The 16,045-nt window shown below is 71.2% G+C and carries 13 protein-coding genes; 7 read left to right on the top strand and 6 right to left on the bottom strand.

Annotation, left to right across the window (positions count from 1 at the left end; translation table 11 throughout):
• Nucleotides 1-112: 112 nt before the first annotated feature.
• The 4 genes from ACYVF7_RS56975 to ACYVF7_RS56960 all read right to left on the bottom strand — a co-directional run bounded on the left by ACYVF7_RS56975 (nucleotide 113) and on the right by ACYVF7_RS56960 (nucleotide 7,000).
• Entirely contained in the window at nucleotides 113-451 is a 339-nt protein-coding gene (locus ACYVF7_RS56975; protein ID WP_460356694.1) for a hypothetical protein, read from the bottom strand.
• Between the two features lie 321 nt (nucleotides 452-772).
• Nucleotides 773-4,882, bottom strand: a complete 4,110-nt coding sequence (locus tag ACYVF7_RS56970; RefSeq protein ID WP_460356691.1) for a carboxypeptidase regulatory-like domain-containing protein — start codon at nucleotides 4,880-4,882, stop codon at nucleotides 773-775.
• A gap of 586 nt (nucleotides 4,883-5,468) precedes the next feature.
• Nucleotides 5,469-5,696 carry a DUF3073 domain-containing protein gene (locus ACYVF7_RS56965; protein ID WP_360888558.1) on the bottom strand — a complete coding sequence of 76 codons (228 nt, stop codon included), beginning with the start codon at nucleotides 5,694-5,696 and terminating at the stop codon, nucleotides 5,469-5,471.
• Between the two features lie 236 nt (nucleotides 5,697-5,932).
• Nucleotides 5,933-7,000, bottom strand: a complete 1,068-nt coding sequence (locus ACYVF7_RS56960) for a Glu/Leu/Phe/Val dehydrogenase dimerization domain-containing protein (RefSeq protein WP_460356688.1) — start codon at nucleotides 6,998-7,000, stop codon at nucleotides 5,933-5,935.
• A 331-nt stretch (nucleotides 7,001-7,331) separates the two neighbouring features.
• Here ACYVF7_RS56960 and ACYVF7_RS56955 point away from each other — a divergent pair, with 331 nt between their 5' ends.
• Both ACYVF7_RS56955 and bldC read left to right on the top strand, forming a co-directional pair.
• Nucleotides 7,332-8,198 (top strand): hypothetical protein, encoded by an 867-nt coding sequence (locus ACYVF7_RS56955; RefSeq protein WP_460356686.1) that lies wholly within the window; start codon nucleotides 7,332-7,334, stop codon nucleotides 8,196-8,198.
• 306 nt (nucleotides 8,199-8,504) lie between these two features.
• Entirely contained in the window at nucleotides 8,505-8,708 is a 204-nt protein-coding gene (gene bldC, locus ACYVF7_RS56950) for a developmental transcriptional regulator BldC (protein WP_141956617.1), read from the top strand.
• Nucleotides 8,709-9,035: 327 nt separating this feature from the next.
• Here bldC and ACYVF7_RS56945 read toward each other — a convergent pair whose 3' ends face one another.
• The gene (locus ACYVF7_RS56945; RefSeq protein ID WP_433179525.1) at nucleotides 9,036-9,737 is read right to left on the bottom strand and encodes a TetR/AcrR family transcriptional regulator; all 702 of its coding nucleotides are present in this window, start codon (nucleotides 9,735-9,737) and stop codon (nucleotides 9,036-9,038) included.
• Nucleotides 9,738-9,963: 226 nt separating this feature from the next.
• Between ACYVF7_RS56945 and ACYVF7_RS56940 the strand changes: the two genes are divergently transcribed.
• From ACYVF7_RS56940 to ACYVF7_RS56920, 5 genes are all read left to right on the top strand, one after another.
• Nucleotides 9,964-11,001, top strand: a complete 1,038-nt coding sequence (locus ACYVF7_RS56940) for a LacI family DNA-binding transcriptional regulator (RefSeq protein WP_460356682.1) — start codon at nucleotides 9,964-9,966, stop codon at nucleotides 10,999-11,001.
• A gap of 340 nt (nucleotides 11,002-11,341) precedes the next feature.
• A complete protein-coding gene (locus ACYVF7_RS56935) occupies nucleotides 11,342-11,578 on the top strand; it encodes a hypothetical protein (RefSeq protein ID WP_360888543.1) in 237 nt (78 codons plus the stop codon).
• Nucleotides 11,579-11,692: 114 nt separating this feature from the next.
• Nucleotides 11,693-12,556 carry an N-acetylmuramoyl-L-alanine amidase gene (locus ACYVF7_RS56930; protein WP_460356679.1) on the top strand — a complete coding sequence of 288 codons (864 nt, stop codon included), beginning with the start codon at nucleotides 11,693-11,695 and terminating at the stop codon, nucleotides 12,554-12,556.
• 2 nt (nucleotides 12,557-12,558) lie between these two features.
• Complete coding sequence (locus ACYVF7_RS56925) at nucleotides 12,559-13,998, top strand: DUF7059 domain-containing protein (RefSeq protein WP_460356676.1); 1,440 nt, start codon at nucleotides 12,559-12,561, stop codon at nucleotides 13,996-13,998.
• A 2-nt stretch (nucleotides 13,999-14,000) separates the two neighbouring features.
• A complete protein-coding gene (locus ACYVF7_RS56920; RefSeq protein ID WP_460356673.1) occupies nucleotides 14,001-15,104 on the top strand; it encodes a DUF711 family protein in 1,104 nt (367 codons plus the stop codon).
• Between the two features lie 4 nt (nucleotides 15,105-15,108).
• Here the strand turns inward: ACYVF7_RS56920 and ACYVF7_RS56915 are convergent, their stop codons facing one another.
• On the bottom strand, nucleotides 15,109-15,999 hold the full coding sequence (locus tag ACYVF7_RS56915) for an alpha/beta fold hydrolase (RefSeq protein WP_460356670.1): 891 nt from the start codon (nucleotides 15,997-15,999) through the stop codon (nucleotides 15,109-15,111).
• Between the last annotated feature and the right edge of the window lie 46 nt (nucleotides 16,000-16,045).

The raw sequence follows: 16,045 nt of genomic DNA, 5'->3' as shown, positions 1-16,045 counted from the left end.
CGCTGGGCCATCGCGGGCAGGCGTCAACCAGGCGGCGCGAGAATCACGCCGTCTGCGGAGAAATCAGCGGAGAAAAGGGAAACGTCGGGCGGTCAGCCGCGCTGGACGTGGCTCAGCAGCGGAATACCTGCAGCGACTCGGGTGAGGACGCGGACGGTTGACGCTCCGCGTGGCCGTCCCTGATCGGACCGGCGGATCCGGATGCCAGGTCGGCGGCGACGCCGACCTGTCCGATCGGTGCGGCGGCGCGGTCGTCCTGAGAGGAGGGCGGGAGCCCCGGCACCCGCCGGCGGCCGAGCGTCAGGTGCTCGACCGTCGAGTCGGGGCTGTCGAGCTCCTCGCCCGCCCGGTGGTCGCGCTCTGCGGCGGCGGTGGTCGCCGCCATCGGGGTATGGGAGTGGTCGGTCAGCAGGTCGGGGCCGCCGAGGAACGCCAGGGCGATCAGCAGCACCGCTGCGATCCAACCTGCGCGCGCCCTGAACACGACGTCCCCCCGACTCGAGTTCTGACTTGATTCGACCGGGGTCAGCCTAACCCGGAACACTGCGTGATGGGGAGGCCGCATTTCGTGGTCGGTTGGGTGCTGGCCAGCGGTTTTTAGGGAGGTTTCCGGATGAACCGTGATAATCGCCACTGCTCAGTCAGGGTGATTTAACCGGGAAGTTACATGCGGTCAGCGACTCGTAACGGTCTGGATGGCCCCTCGTCGTGGAACCGCGCGAAGCCGCGCGGGCCGCGGGAGCGATGTCCCGCGGCCCGCACGAGCCGACCGTCAACTACAGGTGTGGTCCGGCTTGAGCGCGAAGTCGGCCGTGGTCGACGCGAGCTTCACGATCTTGACGGATCTGGTCTGCGGTGCCCAGCCGTCCTTGGCCGTGATCAGGGTGAGCGGGTTGTTGCGGACGTCGAGCCACAGCACGTACTGACCGTTCTTGTCGGTCTTGAGCGTGTAGCTCGCCGTCCAGCTGTCGATCTGCACCGTCGCCCCGGCCAGCGGCGCCGCCGCGCCGGTGCAGCCGGCTCCCGTCACCGTCCCGGTGATCTTCCCCCAGGTCGACGGCGGCTTCACCACGAGCGTGACCGGCACCGGCGCCACACCGTACGGCGTCTTGGCGTCCACCGTCAGCTGCGCCGTGAACGTCCCCGGCTGGGTGATCGCGGCGACGTTCGCGTCGAACGTCACCGTGACCTTGGCGCTCTTGCCCGGCTGGATCGTCACGTCGGTCGTGTCCTCGGACAGCCAGGGGACGTCGGCCCCTGCCGCGGTGCACTGGTCGTATCCGGGCAGGGCCTCGCCGCTCTTCACGGCGTTGAACCCGCCCGTGGAGCCTCCGATCTTGTACAGGCCGCAGGCGGCGCCGCCGCGGTAGAGGGTGTTGTTGGAATTGGGCAGGGCCGTCCACGAGTCGGAGTCCGGGTGGTAGGCGAAGCCCTGGTTGGTGAGGGTGCTGGTGCCGTTGGTCACGCCGCCGGACACCAGGAGCTGCCCGCCGGACGCCGCGTAGCCCATCGCCCACAGGTCGATCGGCAGGTCGGCGATGGACGACCAGGTCCCGCTCGACGGGTCGAGGACGTACGCGTGCTTGCTGCTGACGCTGGCCGACGAGCCGCCCGCGCAGTACAGCTTGCCGCCGAGGCCGCCGCAGGCGAGCCACGCGGTCTTCTCCGGGTAGGCCGCCGCCGAACTCCAGGAGTTCGCCGACGGGTCGTAGACCTGCACGTCGTTCGCGCCGCAGGCGTCCAGGCAGCCGCCCACGACGTAGACCTTGCCGCCGACGACGCCCACGCCCGCACCGGCGTACGGCTTGGGGTTGTCGGCACCCGCCGACCAGGCACCGGTCGCCGGGTCGTAGATCTCGGTCTTGGCGACCGCCGCGCCGGTGGAACCCCAGCCGCCGAAGACGTACAGCTTGCCGCCGACCGTCGCCGCCTCCGGGGCCTCCCGCGCGGTGCCCAGACCGGCGATCGGCGACCACGCCTGCCCGGTCGGGTCGTAGACGTACGCCTTGTTCAGGACGGACGAGGAGTCGACGCCGGCGATCGAGTAGACCTTGCCGCCGACGTTCACGACGGCGTTGTCCATGATCGTCGACGGGTAGTCGGCGATGCTCGTCCACGGCGGTGCGTACGGCGACGCGGCCGCGGCCTTCGTTCGTGCCTTCGCCGCCTTGTCGGGCCGGAGGCGACCCTGCGCGTAGTCTCCCTTCACGTGCTGCAGGGGCGCGCCCTGCGTCGCCGGGTGGTAGTCGCCCGGCTGCTCACCGATCTTGGCGGTCACCGGGGCGGAGCCGGTGTTCTTCAGGGTCAGCGTCGCGCTGCCCTGGCCCTGCCACGCGACCGTCTTCGTCAGCTGGGTCGGCGTGACCGTGAGCCGGGGAGCGGGCAGCGAGAAGTCGGCCGCCGTCGCCCAGCCGGCCGCCACGTTCGCGGTGACGTCCTTGGCGGAGTAGCCGCTCGCCGACGCCGTGAACTTGTGGCCTCCGGTGACCGAGGAGAACAGCCAGTAGAAGCCGTCGCCGAGGTTGGGGTCGTCCGGCGTCGCGGCCGAGGTCGCGCTCTCCGCAGGCCGGTCCGCCGACGTCACCTTGGCGCCGTTCACGCCCGCCCCGGTGTTCTGGTCGAGGACCTGGCCGACGACGAGACCGCCGGAGGCCGGGTCGCACGTGCGGTCGCCCAGGAAGACGTCGTCGACCTGCCACCAGTAGCCGAACTTCCCGGTGAAGTGGAACCGCACCTGGACCGCGCTCTTGCCGGCCGCCGCCGACAGGTCGGCGGTCTCCGTACGGGGCCCGCGCACGCTCGTCGTGTGGTGCGACACCGTCGTCCACGTCTGGCCGCCGTCGACGCTCAGGTCCACGTCGCCGACCTGCCCGGAGAAGCCGTAGTAGTCGCTGCGGAACGACACGACCGGATGGTTCTTCCCGGTGAAGTCGGTCACCGGGCTGATCAGCGAGGTGTCCTGGCTGTTGCCCGAGCCGTACTTGTCGCTGTCGACGATCGCGAACCCGCCGGCGCCGCCGGTCTTGTTGCCGCGACCGCCCGGGTCGTTGAACGCCCAGGTCTGGCCCTTGCCGGCCTTGTCGTCGACCGTCCACCCCGTCGGGGCGGCCGTCCCGTCGAAGCCCTGGGTCGTGCCCGCGTAGTGGTAGCCGTACCCGGGCGCGCTGCAGGTCGTCTGGTCCACCACCGTGGTGACGTCGTGCGTCGCGTCGGCGGACCCGACCTTCACGTCCTGGGTGTCCGGCGTGTACCCGGGGTACAGCGGGTCGACCTGGAGCGCGTAGGTGTCGTCGGCGGGCAGGCTGAGCGCGTACCGGCCCGTCTTCGGATCGGTGTAGGCGACCGCGGTCGGCTCGTCCTTGACACGGACGGTCGCGTAGACGGGCCAGCCGTGGCCGGACCCGTCCCGGACCAGACCGGTCACGTTGACGCGCGCCTTCGCGGTCAGCGCGAGGTTCTCGGTCACCGTCTGACCGTCGTCGACCTGGACGCCGCCGACGGTCTTCGCGGAGTACCCGAACTTGCTCGCGGTCACGTCGTACGTCCCGGGCGGCACGCTGAGCGTGTAGGTGCCCTGGCCGTCCGTCGTGGTCGTCGCATCGCCCGCCTTGACCTTCGCGGCGGCCAGCGGGGCCGTCCCGTCGGTCACCGTGCCGGTGACGATGCCGTGCGGCCCGGACTTGAACGCCCCGACGCCCTTCGGCGTGCCGAGCCCGGTCGGCCCGTCGTACCCGCTGCCCGCCGTGCACAGGTAGGCGGGGGTGCAGCTGCCGTTGGAGCCGCTCGTGACGTCGTTGAGGTCGCCCGGGTGCGCGTACGGCAGGGCGTTCGGCGAGGAGCCCGCCGCCAGCACGCCGGCCAGCGCGTACACCGACGCGATGATCGGCGAGGACACGCTCGTGCCGCCGTAGACGTGCCAGCCGCCGTTGTAGACGGCGACGCCGGTGTTCGGGTCGGCCACCGCCGCCACGTCGGCGATCGACCGCTTGGAACAGCCGGTGTCCTGCTGGAACGACGGCTTGGCCTCGTACGCCGAGCAGCCGCTGCCCGCCCCGCTCCACGTCGTCTCGGTCCAGCCGCGCGAGGAGGAGTCCTTGACGAGGGACGTGCCGCCGACGGAGGTCACGTACGGCGAGGCCGCCGGGTAGCTCGTGCCGTACCCGTCGTCGCCGCTGCTGGCCGTGACGACCACACCGGGGTGCTTGAAGTAGGCGTCGTCGGCCTGGCCCTCGTCGGAGCCCTCACCGCCGCCGTAGCTGTTGGAGACGAACTTGGCGCCCTGCGCGACCGCCTGGTTCACCGCCGTGCCGAGGTTGTCCATGCCGTTGTCGTCGGCCTCGACCAGCAGGATCTTGCAGCTCGGGCAGACGGCGCTGACCATGTCGATGTCGAGCGCGATCTCCCCGGACCATCCGGCGTCCGGCGCCGGATAGCTGGTGCCGCCGCGCTGGTCGATCTTCTTGAAGCAGCCGTTGGCCGTCGTGCACGCCGGCAGCCCGTACTGCTGCCGGTAGACGGCCAGGTCGGCCTCGGCGTTCGGGTTGTCGAACGCGTCGACGATCGCGACCGTCTGGCCCGCCCCGGTCGCGGGCAGGGCGTACGCGCCGACCAGATCGGCGGGCGCCCATCCGGCCGGTGTGCTCTTCGGCTGCACGCCCTTCGGCCCGACCACGTCGTCGCGGACGAACGACAGGCACGCCATCTCGCCCGCCCGGGACGGCTTGGCGCAGACCCGGCTCGTCGGGTGCAGTCCAGGGGAAGTCGGGCTCGTCGCCTTCGTGTGCGGTACGGGTCGCTTGGCCGGGATGCCGGAGGCGGACGCCGCCGGGACCGTGACGGCCGTCAGAACGGCCACCATGAGCGCCACGATCAGGGCGCCCACGCGCCCACCCGGGGGATTTACCGCGGGTGGATGGGGCAGGCGGCGAGACCGCCGCCGGCTGGGGGGTTGGAGCATGTACGTCTCTCCTGGCGGGGTGGGGCTCGACCCGGATCGCGGGTCTCGTACACGCCGATCGTCACCCAGGAGCTGACAAAGATCATGTCCGCAGTTGGCCGGAAGTCAAGGTGGCTGTCAGCTTGAAAACTGCTGAAAAAACGCTCAAAACGGAGAGAAGTTACCAAGCGTGAGTTTTTTCGCCATTCAGCACATTTCTGTGGACCGTGCCAGTGGCGGCCCCTACAAACGACGGCCCGCAAACTTGGCCGTGTAGCGGACCGGTCACCGGGAGCATCCAATGCCTCAACGCGGAACCGTACGGCCGACCCAGGATCAGGACATGCGAAATCGCTGCAGGCGCGAACGCGAAGAGAACCCGCGCCCCTACGCCACTACGCCGGAGTCGGCGGGCACGCGCGAAAAGCGTCCCCGCCGTGCTGGCGGGGACGCTTTTCGGTCGCACTCCCCGGCATACCCCTCAGGCCTCGGTCGGCCGGGCGACCGGGTTGCTCAGACGCCGAGACGGCACTCAGCTCTTACCCGTGCCGTCCTTCTCGTCGTAGTCCTCGGCGTAGTCCGCATAGCGCGACGCGAGGTCTTCGTACGACGAGTCGTCGTCGTAGGGGTCATGGTCATCCTGCGAGTTCTGGTTGACGCCCAGCTCACCGCGCAGGCGATCCAGGTCCGTTCCGCCGCTGTTGTACTTCAGCCGGCGAGCAACCTTGACCTGCTTGGCCTTGGCTCGGCCGCGCCCCATTGGCTCGACCCCCTCGATGGTCGGGGACCCGTCGTTTCGGCCCCACTTACGCTCGCTTACGCATCCGCAACCGAGCGCGACGTCACCCCGCGCATCGGCTACGGATACAACCGTACCCGTTTTGCGCCCAGCTCGGTACGTCGTCTACACGGCGGCGGCTGGTCTAGAGCTTAGCCGACCATTCCGGTCGACGCTCCGGCGGCCTCCAACAGAGGTAGATCCCCAGCGTGTGGCGATCACCGGGGAAGAAGGATCGTCCGCAGACGGCCGATTTCGGACATCCGTCGCTCGGCGAGCCGATCCGCCGCAACCGCGGGCGGCACGCCCTCGTCGGCGGCGATCGCGAAGATCCTTCGGGTCGTCTCGAAGATCCCGCTCGCCTTCTGCTTCGCCCGATCGAAGTCGAAGCCCTCGATCTCGTCGGCGACCTGGATCACGCCGCCGGAGTTCACGACGTAGTCGGGCGCGTAGAGGACGCCCCGGTCGTCGAGCTGCTTCTCGATGCCCGGGTGGGCGAGCTGGTTGTTGGCCCCGCCGCACACGATCTTGGCCTGCAGCGTGGCGACCGTCTCGTCGTCGAGGGCCGCGCCGAGCGCGCACGGGGAGTAGACGTCGATGTCGGCGCTCGCGAGGGGCGCGTGGCCCTCGACCACGTCGACCTCGGGGTGCCGCGCCCGTACGCGGGCCACGGCGGCCGCGCTCACGTCGGTGATCACCACGTCCGCGCCGTCCTCGCGCAGGTGCTCCACGAGCCGGTGACCGACCTTGCCGACACCCTCGACGCCGACGCGCCGGCCGCGCAGCGTGGGCGAGCCCCACACGCGCTCGGCCGCCGCCCGCATGCCCTGGAAGACCCCGTACGCGGTGAGGATCGAGGAGTCCCCGGCCCCGCCGTGCGCGACCGTACGGCCCGTCACGTAGTCGCACTCGCGCGCGATGACGTCCATGTCCTCGGAGAAGGTGCCCACGTCACAGGCCGTGAAGTAGCGTCCGTTCAGCGACTGCACGAATCGCCCGTACGCCCGGAGCAGCGCTTCGGACTTATCCGTGGCGGGATCGCCGATGATGACCGCTTTGCCGCCTCCGAGGTCCAGGTCGGCCAGGGCGTTCTTGTAGGCCATGCCCTTGGACAGGTTGAGGACGTCGGAGAGGGCCTCGTCCTCGGAGCCGTAGGGGTAGAAGCGGGTGCCGCCGAGCCCGGGACCCAGGGCCGTCGAGTAGATGGCGATGATCGCCTTGAGGCCGCTGGTCTCGTCGTGACAGAAGACGACCTGTTCGTGGGGTGTGCCGAAGACCTTCGTCACTGTGGTGGCTCCTCTCTGAGCACACGCTGCCCGTGGCCGGGGTGAGGCACGAGCGGAATACCCGGCGCCGGCGGCGAAAACCGTGGATCGCACGGCCGTGACCGGCGCCGGGGCATGAGTCCGACAGGTTCAGGGTAGGCGTACCGGGGCCGGAGTGCAGGCAGCGGCACGACGGAACACGAGGCGAGAGCGGCAGTAAGCCCGAGCGAGCCGACGAGTGAGGACGCGAGAGCGGTGGGTGAGCACGCGGCAGTGAGCCGGTGAGGTCTCAGGAGGATCTCGGCGGCCCTGACGACGAGCGTTCTGCGCCGTGTCGTGTCACGATGCGATCGTGTTGCCTTACGCCGCCTACCTCCGGGTGTACGAACCGCTGGCCGCCTATCCCGAGCCCGAGCGCGCCCGGTGGTCGGCGTACGCCGAGTCGGAGGATCGACCGCGGCGGGTCGGGGCGCTGGGCGTCGAGCATACTCGCGCGCTGTGGCGGATGATCGCGGTTCCGCCCATCGTCGTGCCGACGCGCGAGAGCGGTGACGCGTACGTCCGGCGTGTCGAGGGCGTGACCTATGTCTGCCCGTGGGAGACGCGCCTGCGGTCGTGGCTGGCGTTCGACCGGTTCCGCGCGGAGATGCCCGATCGGCTGACGGGCGCGTTCGTGCCGCCCCGTGTGGCCGAGCAGGCGGAGGCGGCGTTCGAGAGCTGGAAACGCGAGTCGGGGTCGCTGACCCCGCACATCCTGTCGAGCACCTGGCAGGTCCCGCTGGCCTGGTTCCTTCCGTTCGTGGCGAAGGAGCGGTGGCTCGTGCTCGGCGGGCAGGCGGAGGCCGGGTCCGGCGGCCCGACGACCGCCACGCCGACCCGTACGCTGATCTACGTCACGCCGATGGCCCAGGCGCGGCGGCGTGTCGCGCGCGCCCGGGGCGTCCTGCGGCGCCAGGTGGGCGAGGGGTTCGACCTCGGCGACGTCGAGTCGGTGGGCCGCTGGCTCGAGGAGTTCCACCCCCACTCTCTGGTGGAGCTCGATTACGGCGGGTTGGTGCATCTGCTCGACGACGCGGCGTTGCGGGCCGACGAGTCGGTGGCGGAGATCGCCGCGGCCGTGATGGGGCTGGAGACCGGGCAGACCGAGGTCGCGGTCGCGATGCACAAGCGCGTGATCGCCCGGTGGCGGGTCGTACGAGCTCTCGAATCCGCCAACTGAGCAGGATTCCGCGCCTCCGAGACCAGGTCACGCGTCGGCGGCAAGCCGTTCCATCGTGTGAAGTGAGCAAAATTAGCCGAATCACCGCGCGATGCGACTATACGTGTCGCTAGAATCACGCAGCGTGACTCGACCACCAAAAATCACAGAGTTGCTATCAGGGACTTGCCTGTTGCGCTCAGTGGTGGCATGGTTACGTCTTGTGATGTCAAAGTGGTCCATCCAGACCATAAGAGACATCAGTGGCACGCGCGAGGTTCAAACGCTGGATCGCTGTCATCGGTCCACGGAGGAGAGGCCGCACAAATGTCAGCTCGTACGCCAGAGGCCGAGCCCCTGCTGACGCCGGCAGAGGTGGCGACGATGTTCCGCGTCGACCCCAAGACCGTCACCCGTTGGGCGAAGGCCGGGAAGTTGACGTCAATCCGGACGCTGGGAGGACATCGGCGCTACCGCGAGGCCGAGGTCCGCGCTCTGCTGGGGGGGATCCCGCAGCAGCGGTCGGAGTAGTCGGAAGAGACCCCGATCAGTCGTCGGCGAGCCGCACGGACCCGTCGGCGACGGTTCGACTGGGGGGCGCACGGCCGGCAGGGCGCCGGGCGTGTCGCATGAGCCGCGGGCTGGCGGGTCACCGCCGCTCGCGAAAGGTCGGGGAGATTCCGTGAGGTTCGACCGGTCCCGTTCGTTCGGGACCGTGCCGGGGGGTTGCACGGACTCCAGGTGATGGATGCCCCGCCCGAGACCGGGCGGGGCATCCACACCCATGAGTCGGTGGACTCGGACCGGTCAGGACTCGGTGCCTGTCGGGACCTGAGGGCTGTCGCGACCTGAGGGCGGTCAGCCGGTCCGGGATTCCCGGGACAGGCGTTCGAACAACGCCGCCACCTCGGGGTCGTGCCGGGCGGCGACGTCCAGCAGCACGACGTGATGGTCGACGAGGAGCCGTTCGAGCTCCTCGCGGGGTATGTCACGGTGTTCGAGCCAGTCGAGGCCGGCGGTCTCCACGGAGGCCATCCACGAGCGCAGCGTGATGCGCAGGATGGGGCCCGGCTCCTCCACGCCGATGGCGGCGATGATCCGGCTCATCACGAGGCTGCGAATGCCCTCGATGACCTCGCCGATCTCGCCGGTCCGGTACGCCGGGCCGCCGCGCAGCAGCGCGACGAACGCCGCGGCGTAGTGCTCGACGAAGTCGAAGTAGCGGTGCAGCGACACCGCCAGCCGCTCCAGGCCCCGGCCCTCCGTCGGCGGCTCGAGCAGATCGTTCAGCTGCCGGGCGGCGGTGTGCAGGGCGGCGAGGTAGAGCTCCTGCTTACCTCCGAAGTAGTGGTAGACCAGCGCGCGGGAGGCTCCGGCGGCGTCCGCGACGTCGTCGATCGAGATCTCCTCGGGCGGCCGGTCGCTGAACAGCTCGAGGGCGGCCGAGATCAGCTCCTCGCGGCGCTCGTCGACGCTGAGGCGCCGCCTTCCCGGCCGCGCGCCGGAAGAACGCCTGGGCGGTCCCGCCTGGCCTTCCGGAGCGGTTGCGCGATCAGCCACATTGGAAGCGTATCGGAGCGGGCTTTCCGTCCGGTGGTTCCCTCGCGGGCTGGTCAACGCGGGGGCGCGACGTAGTGACCCGGCCCGAAATCCCTCTCGGGTATGCCCCTTACTCAGTGTCACGGGCGTCGGAGGCGATGTAAGGGCATCATGGCATCTCCTCCCTTGCGGCGGTCCGCCGGTATCTGTCCCTGATTCAGGCGGTCGCTGGGACAGGAGAACCCCCATGCCCGAGGACCCACGCCAGGAGGCGGCCGTGCCCAAGGTGCCGGCGGCGAAGCCGACGATCCGTAACGTGGCCGAGCGTGCCGGCGTGTCGAAATCGCTGGTATCTCTCGTCATGCGCGGGTCGCCGCACGTCAGCGAGGCCCGACGGCAGGCCGTGCTGAAGGCGGCCCGGGAGCTCGGGTACCGCCCCAACGCGGTCGCCCGCAGCCTGGTCGAGGGACGCACCCGGCTGATCGGCGCGCTGGTCGCGGACCTGCACAACCCGTTCTTCGCCGAGTTCCTCGACGGGCTGCAGGAGAGCCTGCACGGCGCGGGACTGCGCATGCTGGTCGGCAGCGGCCGCTGGGACCCGCAGTTCGAGGCGGAGGCCGTCGAGGCGTTCCTGGAGATGCGCGTGGACGGGCTCGTCCTCCTCAGCGTCGTGCCGGACACCCTGACCGAGACGGCGAAGAACGTCCCCGTCGTCGTCGTGGGCGAGCGCGACATCGAGGGAGTCGACATCGTCGTCGACGACGACGAGCTCGGCGCCCGGCTCGCGGTCGACCACCTCGTCGAGCTGGGCCACCGCCGGATCGCCCACATCGAGGGCGCCCCCTCGACCACCGCGCACTACCGCCGGGCCGGGTACGAGTCGGCGATGCGCCGGCACGGCCTGGCCGACCGGATCGTCGTGGAGTCCGGCGACTTCACAGAAGAGGGCGGCTACCGCGCCGCCCGGAAGCTGCTCGCCCGGGACGAACCCCCCACGGCGATCTTCGCGCCGAACGACCTCGTCGCCACCGGCGTGCTGTCCGCCGCCGACGAACGCGGACTGCGCGTCCCCGCCGACATCTCCATCGTGGGATACGACAACACCCACCTGGCCGCCATCCGCCACATCGCCCTGACGAGCGTCGACCAGCCCCGCCGGGACATGGGCCGGGTCGCGGCCGAGCGCCTCTGCGCCCGCATCGAGGACCCGTTCCGGCACCCCCGGCAGACCCTCGTCACACCACACCTGGTCATCCGCTCGACCACCGGCCCCGCCCCCCGCTGAGGACCTGAGCTTCCACGCCGAGGACTCGAGCCCCCACGCCGAGCCCCGCAGCGCGCTCGGCGTGCGCGTTGCGCCGTCGTGAGATCTACGTTCGGCATCGCTGATCTACCTGGAGGGCCTGCCGGGTCCCGGCGGGGTCTCCGATGGGTAAGGGCGTCGCCAAGGCTCGCCGAACCCCCGTACCGCGGGGCGACACGGCCGCCTTAATGGGTGCGTGACCGGCCGCCCGGCGGGTCGCCATCGGGAGTGTCGCCGGCCCTACCGGGGGGAGGGCCGGGGCGCCGAGGCGGAGACCGCCGGGCGGCGGGCTGGGCGATTCACCGGAACCTGGGGGCCGATCGTGCGTGATCCGGAGTTGGTGTCATCCGCGCAGCGCGCGGCGAGTGAGCTGGAGCGCGCGTGGTCGCAGTGGCGGCACGCCCGCGGCCTGATCGAGGAGGTCACCGAGTCCGTCGCCGGGTACGTGGCCCATTCGATCGACCACCCGTGGGGACGGCCCCGTGTGGTGCTCGGCCTGGACGCGGACGAGGCGCGGGCCCTCGCGGCCCTGCTCGGCAAGGAGAGCGTCGTCCGCTGACCCGCCCGATCGTGGCCGCCGTCGCGTGACTCAGCGCGGAGGGAGCGGCGGCGGCCACTCGGCGATTCCGGGGGAAGGCCACGGCATTACCCGGCGTTTGGCACACTGGGCGTGATGCGTTATTCCACGGTTCGTTCCGGCAGGGCGCTGAGCGCCCTGGTCATGACCGTGCTCGCGGGTGCGCTGACGGCCTGTGGGACCGGGAGTTCGTCCTCGGCGTCGGCGGCTCCGCCGTCGACCAAGGCGTCCTCCTCCAAGCCCGGCATCGCTCCTGGAGAGCCGTCGCCGGGCGGCGGGTCCCCGAGCAAGGCGTCCAACGGCTCCCTCGCCGGGAAGGTCATCGTGGTCGATCCCGGCCACAACGGCGGCAACGCGAAGCACCCGGAGATCATCAACAAGAAGGTCAACGTCTACAACGGGTGGAAGGCCTGCAACACCACCGGCACCTCGACCGACGATGACTACAGCGAGCACGCGTTCACCTGGGACGTCGCCAACCGCCTCGCCAAGATCCTGCGGGCGAAGGGCGCCAAGGTCGTGATGACCCGCTCCAGCGACACGGGCGTCGGCCCGTGCGTCGACGAGCGCGCCCGGATCGGCAACCGCGCCCACGCCGACGCGGTCCTGGCCATCCACGGCGACGGCGCGCCCGCGAAGGGCCACGGCTTCCACATCATCGAGCCGGCGCCGATCAAGGGCCACAACGAGTCCATCATCGCGCCGTCCAAGCGGCTCGGCGGGGACATGCGCGACGCCTTCCACCAGGGCACCGGCATCCCGTACTCCAGCTACCTCGGCAAGAACGGCATCGACGTCCGCAGCGACCTCGGCGGGCTGAACGTCTCGACGCGGCCGGCGGTGTTCATCGAGTGCGGCAACATGCGCAACCCCGGTGACGCGGCGAAGATGAAGAGCCCGCAGGACCGCCAGAAGATGGCCGAGGCCCTCGCCAACGGCTTCGTGAAGTACCTGGGCTGAGGATGTCCGTCGACCAGGGCGCCGCCGAGCGCGTGCGCGGGTTGTTCGAGCACGCCGACTACACCGTCGCCGGGGTCCGGCACCTGCTCGGCCCGGTCGGCGGGGCGGCGCTGGCCCGCGACGAGATCGTCCCGGCTCTGCGGGCCACCCGGGGCGGCACGACCCTGGAGACGCTCGTCCGGTTGTTCTGGCTTCAGGTGCCGGTTCCGGAGTCGGCCCTGCCGTTCGAGGACCTGGCCGCCCTCGGCCTGGTCGAGCGGTCGGGCGGAGAGGTCCGCGCGCTCCTGCACGTCGAACCGGTGGAGTCCGCGTCCGGAGTGCCCGGTGACCCGCCGTCCGCCCGGGGCCACATCGTCTCCGACCTGACGGCGCGGCCGGGCGGCGACCGGGTCCGCGCCGACCACGTCGTCGGCCAGGGCGGAGCGTCGGGCAACCTGGCGCAGCTGGTCCTCCGCGGTCCGGTGGGCGACGTCCTGGACCTGGGGACGGGATCCGGCGTGCAGGCCGTCCACCTCGCGGACCGGGCCGGGAGCATCACCGCAACCGACGTCAGCCCGCGCGCCCTCCACCTCGCCCGGCTCGGCTTCGCGCTGTCCGGGATCGAGGCCGAGCTGCTGAACGGCTCGCTGTTCGAGCCCGTCGAGGGCCGGACGTTCGACCTCATCGTGTCCAACCCGCCGTTCGTGATCTCGCCGGACCTCCGGTTCGAATACCGCGAGTCCGGGCTGCCGGGCGACGAGCTCTGCCGACGGCTGGTCCGGCAGGCGCCGGCCCACCTCGCGCCGGACGGCTGGTGCCAGCTGCTCGCCAACTGGCTGCACGTCGAGGGCGAGGACTGGCGCGAACGCGTCGCGGACTGGATCGAGGGCGTCGACGGCTGGGTCGTCGAACGCGACGTCCAGGACCCCGCGGAGTACGCCGAGCTGTGGCTGCGCGACTCCCGGGACGCCGGTTCGGCGGAGTACCGGCAGCGCTACGACGCCTGGCTCGACTACTTCGAGGCGCACAAGGTCACCGGCATCGGCTTCGGCTGGATCACCCTGCACAACTCCGGCGGCGCGGACGTCCGGGTCGAGGAGCTGCGGCACGCCGTCGACCAGCCGGTCGGCGCCTACGTTCGCGACGTCGTACGGGCCCGGCCGCGGCTCACCTCGTCGACGACGCTGCGCACCGCGCCGGGCATCGTGCAGGAACAGATCGGCCCGCCCGGAGTGGAGGACCCCGAGCGGATCCTGCTCCGGCAGACGCACGGGCTGCGCCGCGTCGCGCAGGTCGGCACGGTCGAGGCCGCGCTGGCCGGGGCCTGCGACGGCGACCTGCCCCTCGGCCCGCTGCTCGAGGCGATCGCCCAGCTCACCGAGACCGACGCCGGAGCCGTACGGGACCGTGCCCTCGCGGTGCTGCCCGATCTCGTGGCCGACGGGTTCTTTGACATCATTTGAGCATGGTCCCGATCCGTACGCTCACGCTCGGGGTGCCCGAGCCGCACCCGCTGGCCGCCGACGTCGTCGCGAAGGGCGCGGACGCGCTGCGCCGCGCGGAGGCGGTCTTCCGCGAGGCGGGTCACGAGGTGCAGACCCTCCGGCTGTCGACCCGTCCCGTGTTCGACGACATGACGCCGACCGTCGCGTACGCGCGTGACCTGCAGGCCGCGCTCGACGACGCCGGCCTCACGTACTGCTCGCTCGGCCCCGCGACGTCGGGCGTCGAGACGATCCCGGACCTGCTCATCGGCAACGACGCCCTGAACCTCACCGTCCGCCTCGACGGCAACACCTCGGCGGCCCGGCCCGCGGCGGAGGCGATGCTGCGGCTGGCGAACGAGACGGAAGAGGGCTTCGGCAACTTCCGGTTCGCGGCGCTGGCGTGCGTCCCGCCGGGCGGCCCGTTCTTCCCCGCCGCCTACCACGAGGGGACGGCGAACCTCACGGTCGGCCTGCAGGGCGCGAGCATCGCGGTCGGCGCGGCCAAGGGGGGACTGGACGGACTGGACGGCCTGACCGAACGCCTCGCCGCGGCCCTCACCGAGGAGGCCACGCCGGTGGTCCGCCTCGCCGAGCGGGTGGCGGCCGAGCTCGGGGTGCGGTTCGGCGGCATCGACCTGTCCCCGGCCCCGAACGGCACGGACAGCATCGGCGCGGCGTTCGAGGAGATCACCGGGGAGTTCGGCGCGCCCGGCACGCTCGCCGTCGCCGCCGCGCTGACCGCTGGGCTGCGCGGCACCGGCCTGCCGACCTGCGGCTACAACGGGCTGATGCTGCCGGTGATGGAGGATGTCGTCCTCGCCCGGCGCTGGGAGGAGGGCCGGATCGGCCTGCACGACCTGCTGGCGTACTCCTCGGTCTGCGGCACCGGCCTGGACACCGTGCCGCTGCCGGGCGACTCCTCGCCCGACGCCCTCGCCCGGCTGCTCCTGGACGTCACCGCCCTGGCCGTACGCCTCGGCAAGCCGCTGTCCGCGCGGCTGTTCCCGGTCCCGGGCACGCGCGCGGGCGACCGCACCGCCTTCACCTCGGAGTACCTGACGAACACCACGGCCCGCTGGTGAGACCTCAGGCGCTGACGCGCCGGATCGCTTCCAGGGTCGTGGCGATGTACGTCTCGGGGTCGGCGAGGAAGACGTCGTGGTCGTCGTCGATCTCGAGCACCTCGGCGTCCAGCAGCCGCGCCATCTCACGCTGGTCGGCGGGCGGCACCGCGCGGTCCCGGGTCGTCACCACGACGGCGGTGGGCAGGCCGGCGACCAGGGGAGCGTGCGGACGGAAGTCGAACTCGTACTCGGCCAGCATGGTGTCCACGATCGCGCGGGGATGCGCCCGTACGAGCTCGCGGCGCAGCCAGGGCCACAGCCGCTCGGTCTCCGCGCTGCGCTTGCGCGTGTCGCTGAAGTAGCGCAGCGGGGCGGTACGGCCGATGTCGAAACGCGTCAGCGGCCGGGCGGCCTTCAGCAGGGGCCGGGTCACCCGGTCGGTGGGGCTGTCGAAGCGCAGGGCCGTGGACTGCAGCACGAGTCCGGCGACGCGGTCCGGGTGGCGCCGCGCGAGTTCGAGTCCCACCGGGCCGCCGAGGGAGAAGCCGCACACGACGACCTCCTCGATCCCCAGCGCGTCCAGCAGCGCGGCATGGTCGTCCGCCGCCGCGTCGACGCGGAACTTCCCGGGTCGGCTCGGCCCTCGCCCGTGCCCGTGGTGGTCCATCGCCACCATGCCCTGGGACAGGTGCGGCATGAGATGGCAGAAGTTGACGTCGGCCGTGAGCGCCCAGCCGTGCAGCAGGAGGACGGGCGCCGGGCCCTCGATGACCCGTACGGTGACCTCGCCGCGCCGGGGCAGTTGGACGACCCGCGCGGGCGGGAGCGGAGGCTCGACGACGGCCTCATCGACTCTGCCGACCCTGCGGACGAAGGAGAGTCCCCGCCGGAGATCCGCCTGCATCGAACTCATGATCGCAAGCTTGGCAGAACCAGGTGACGACGAGGTATGAGACCGT

The organism is Actinoallomurus acanthiterrae, from assembly GCF_054775715.1.
The sequence above is the reverse complement of the archived record's forward strand: the minus strand, read 5'-3'. Positions and strand labels throughout refer to the sequence as shown.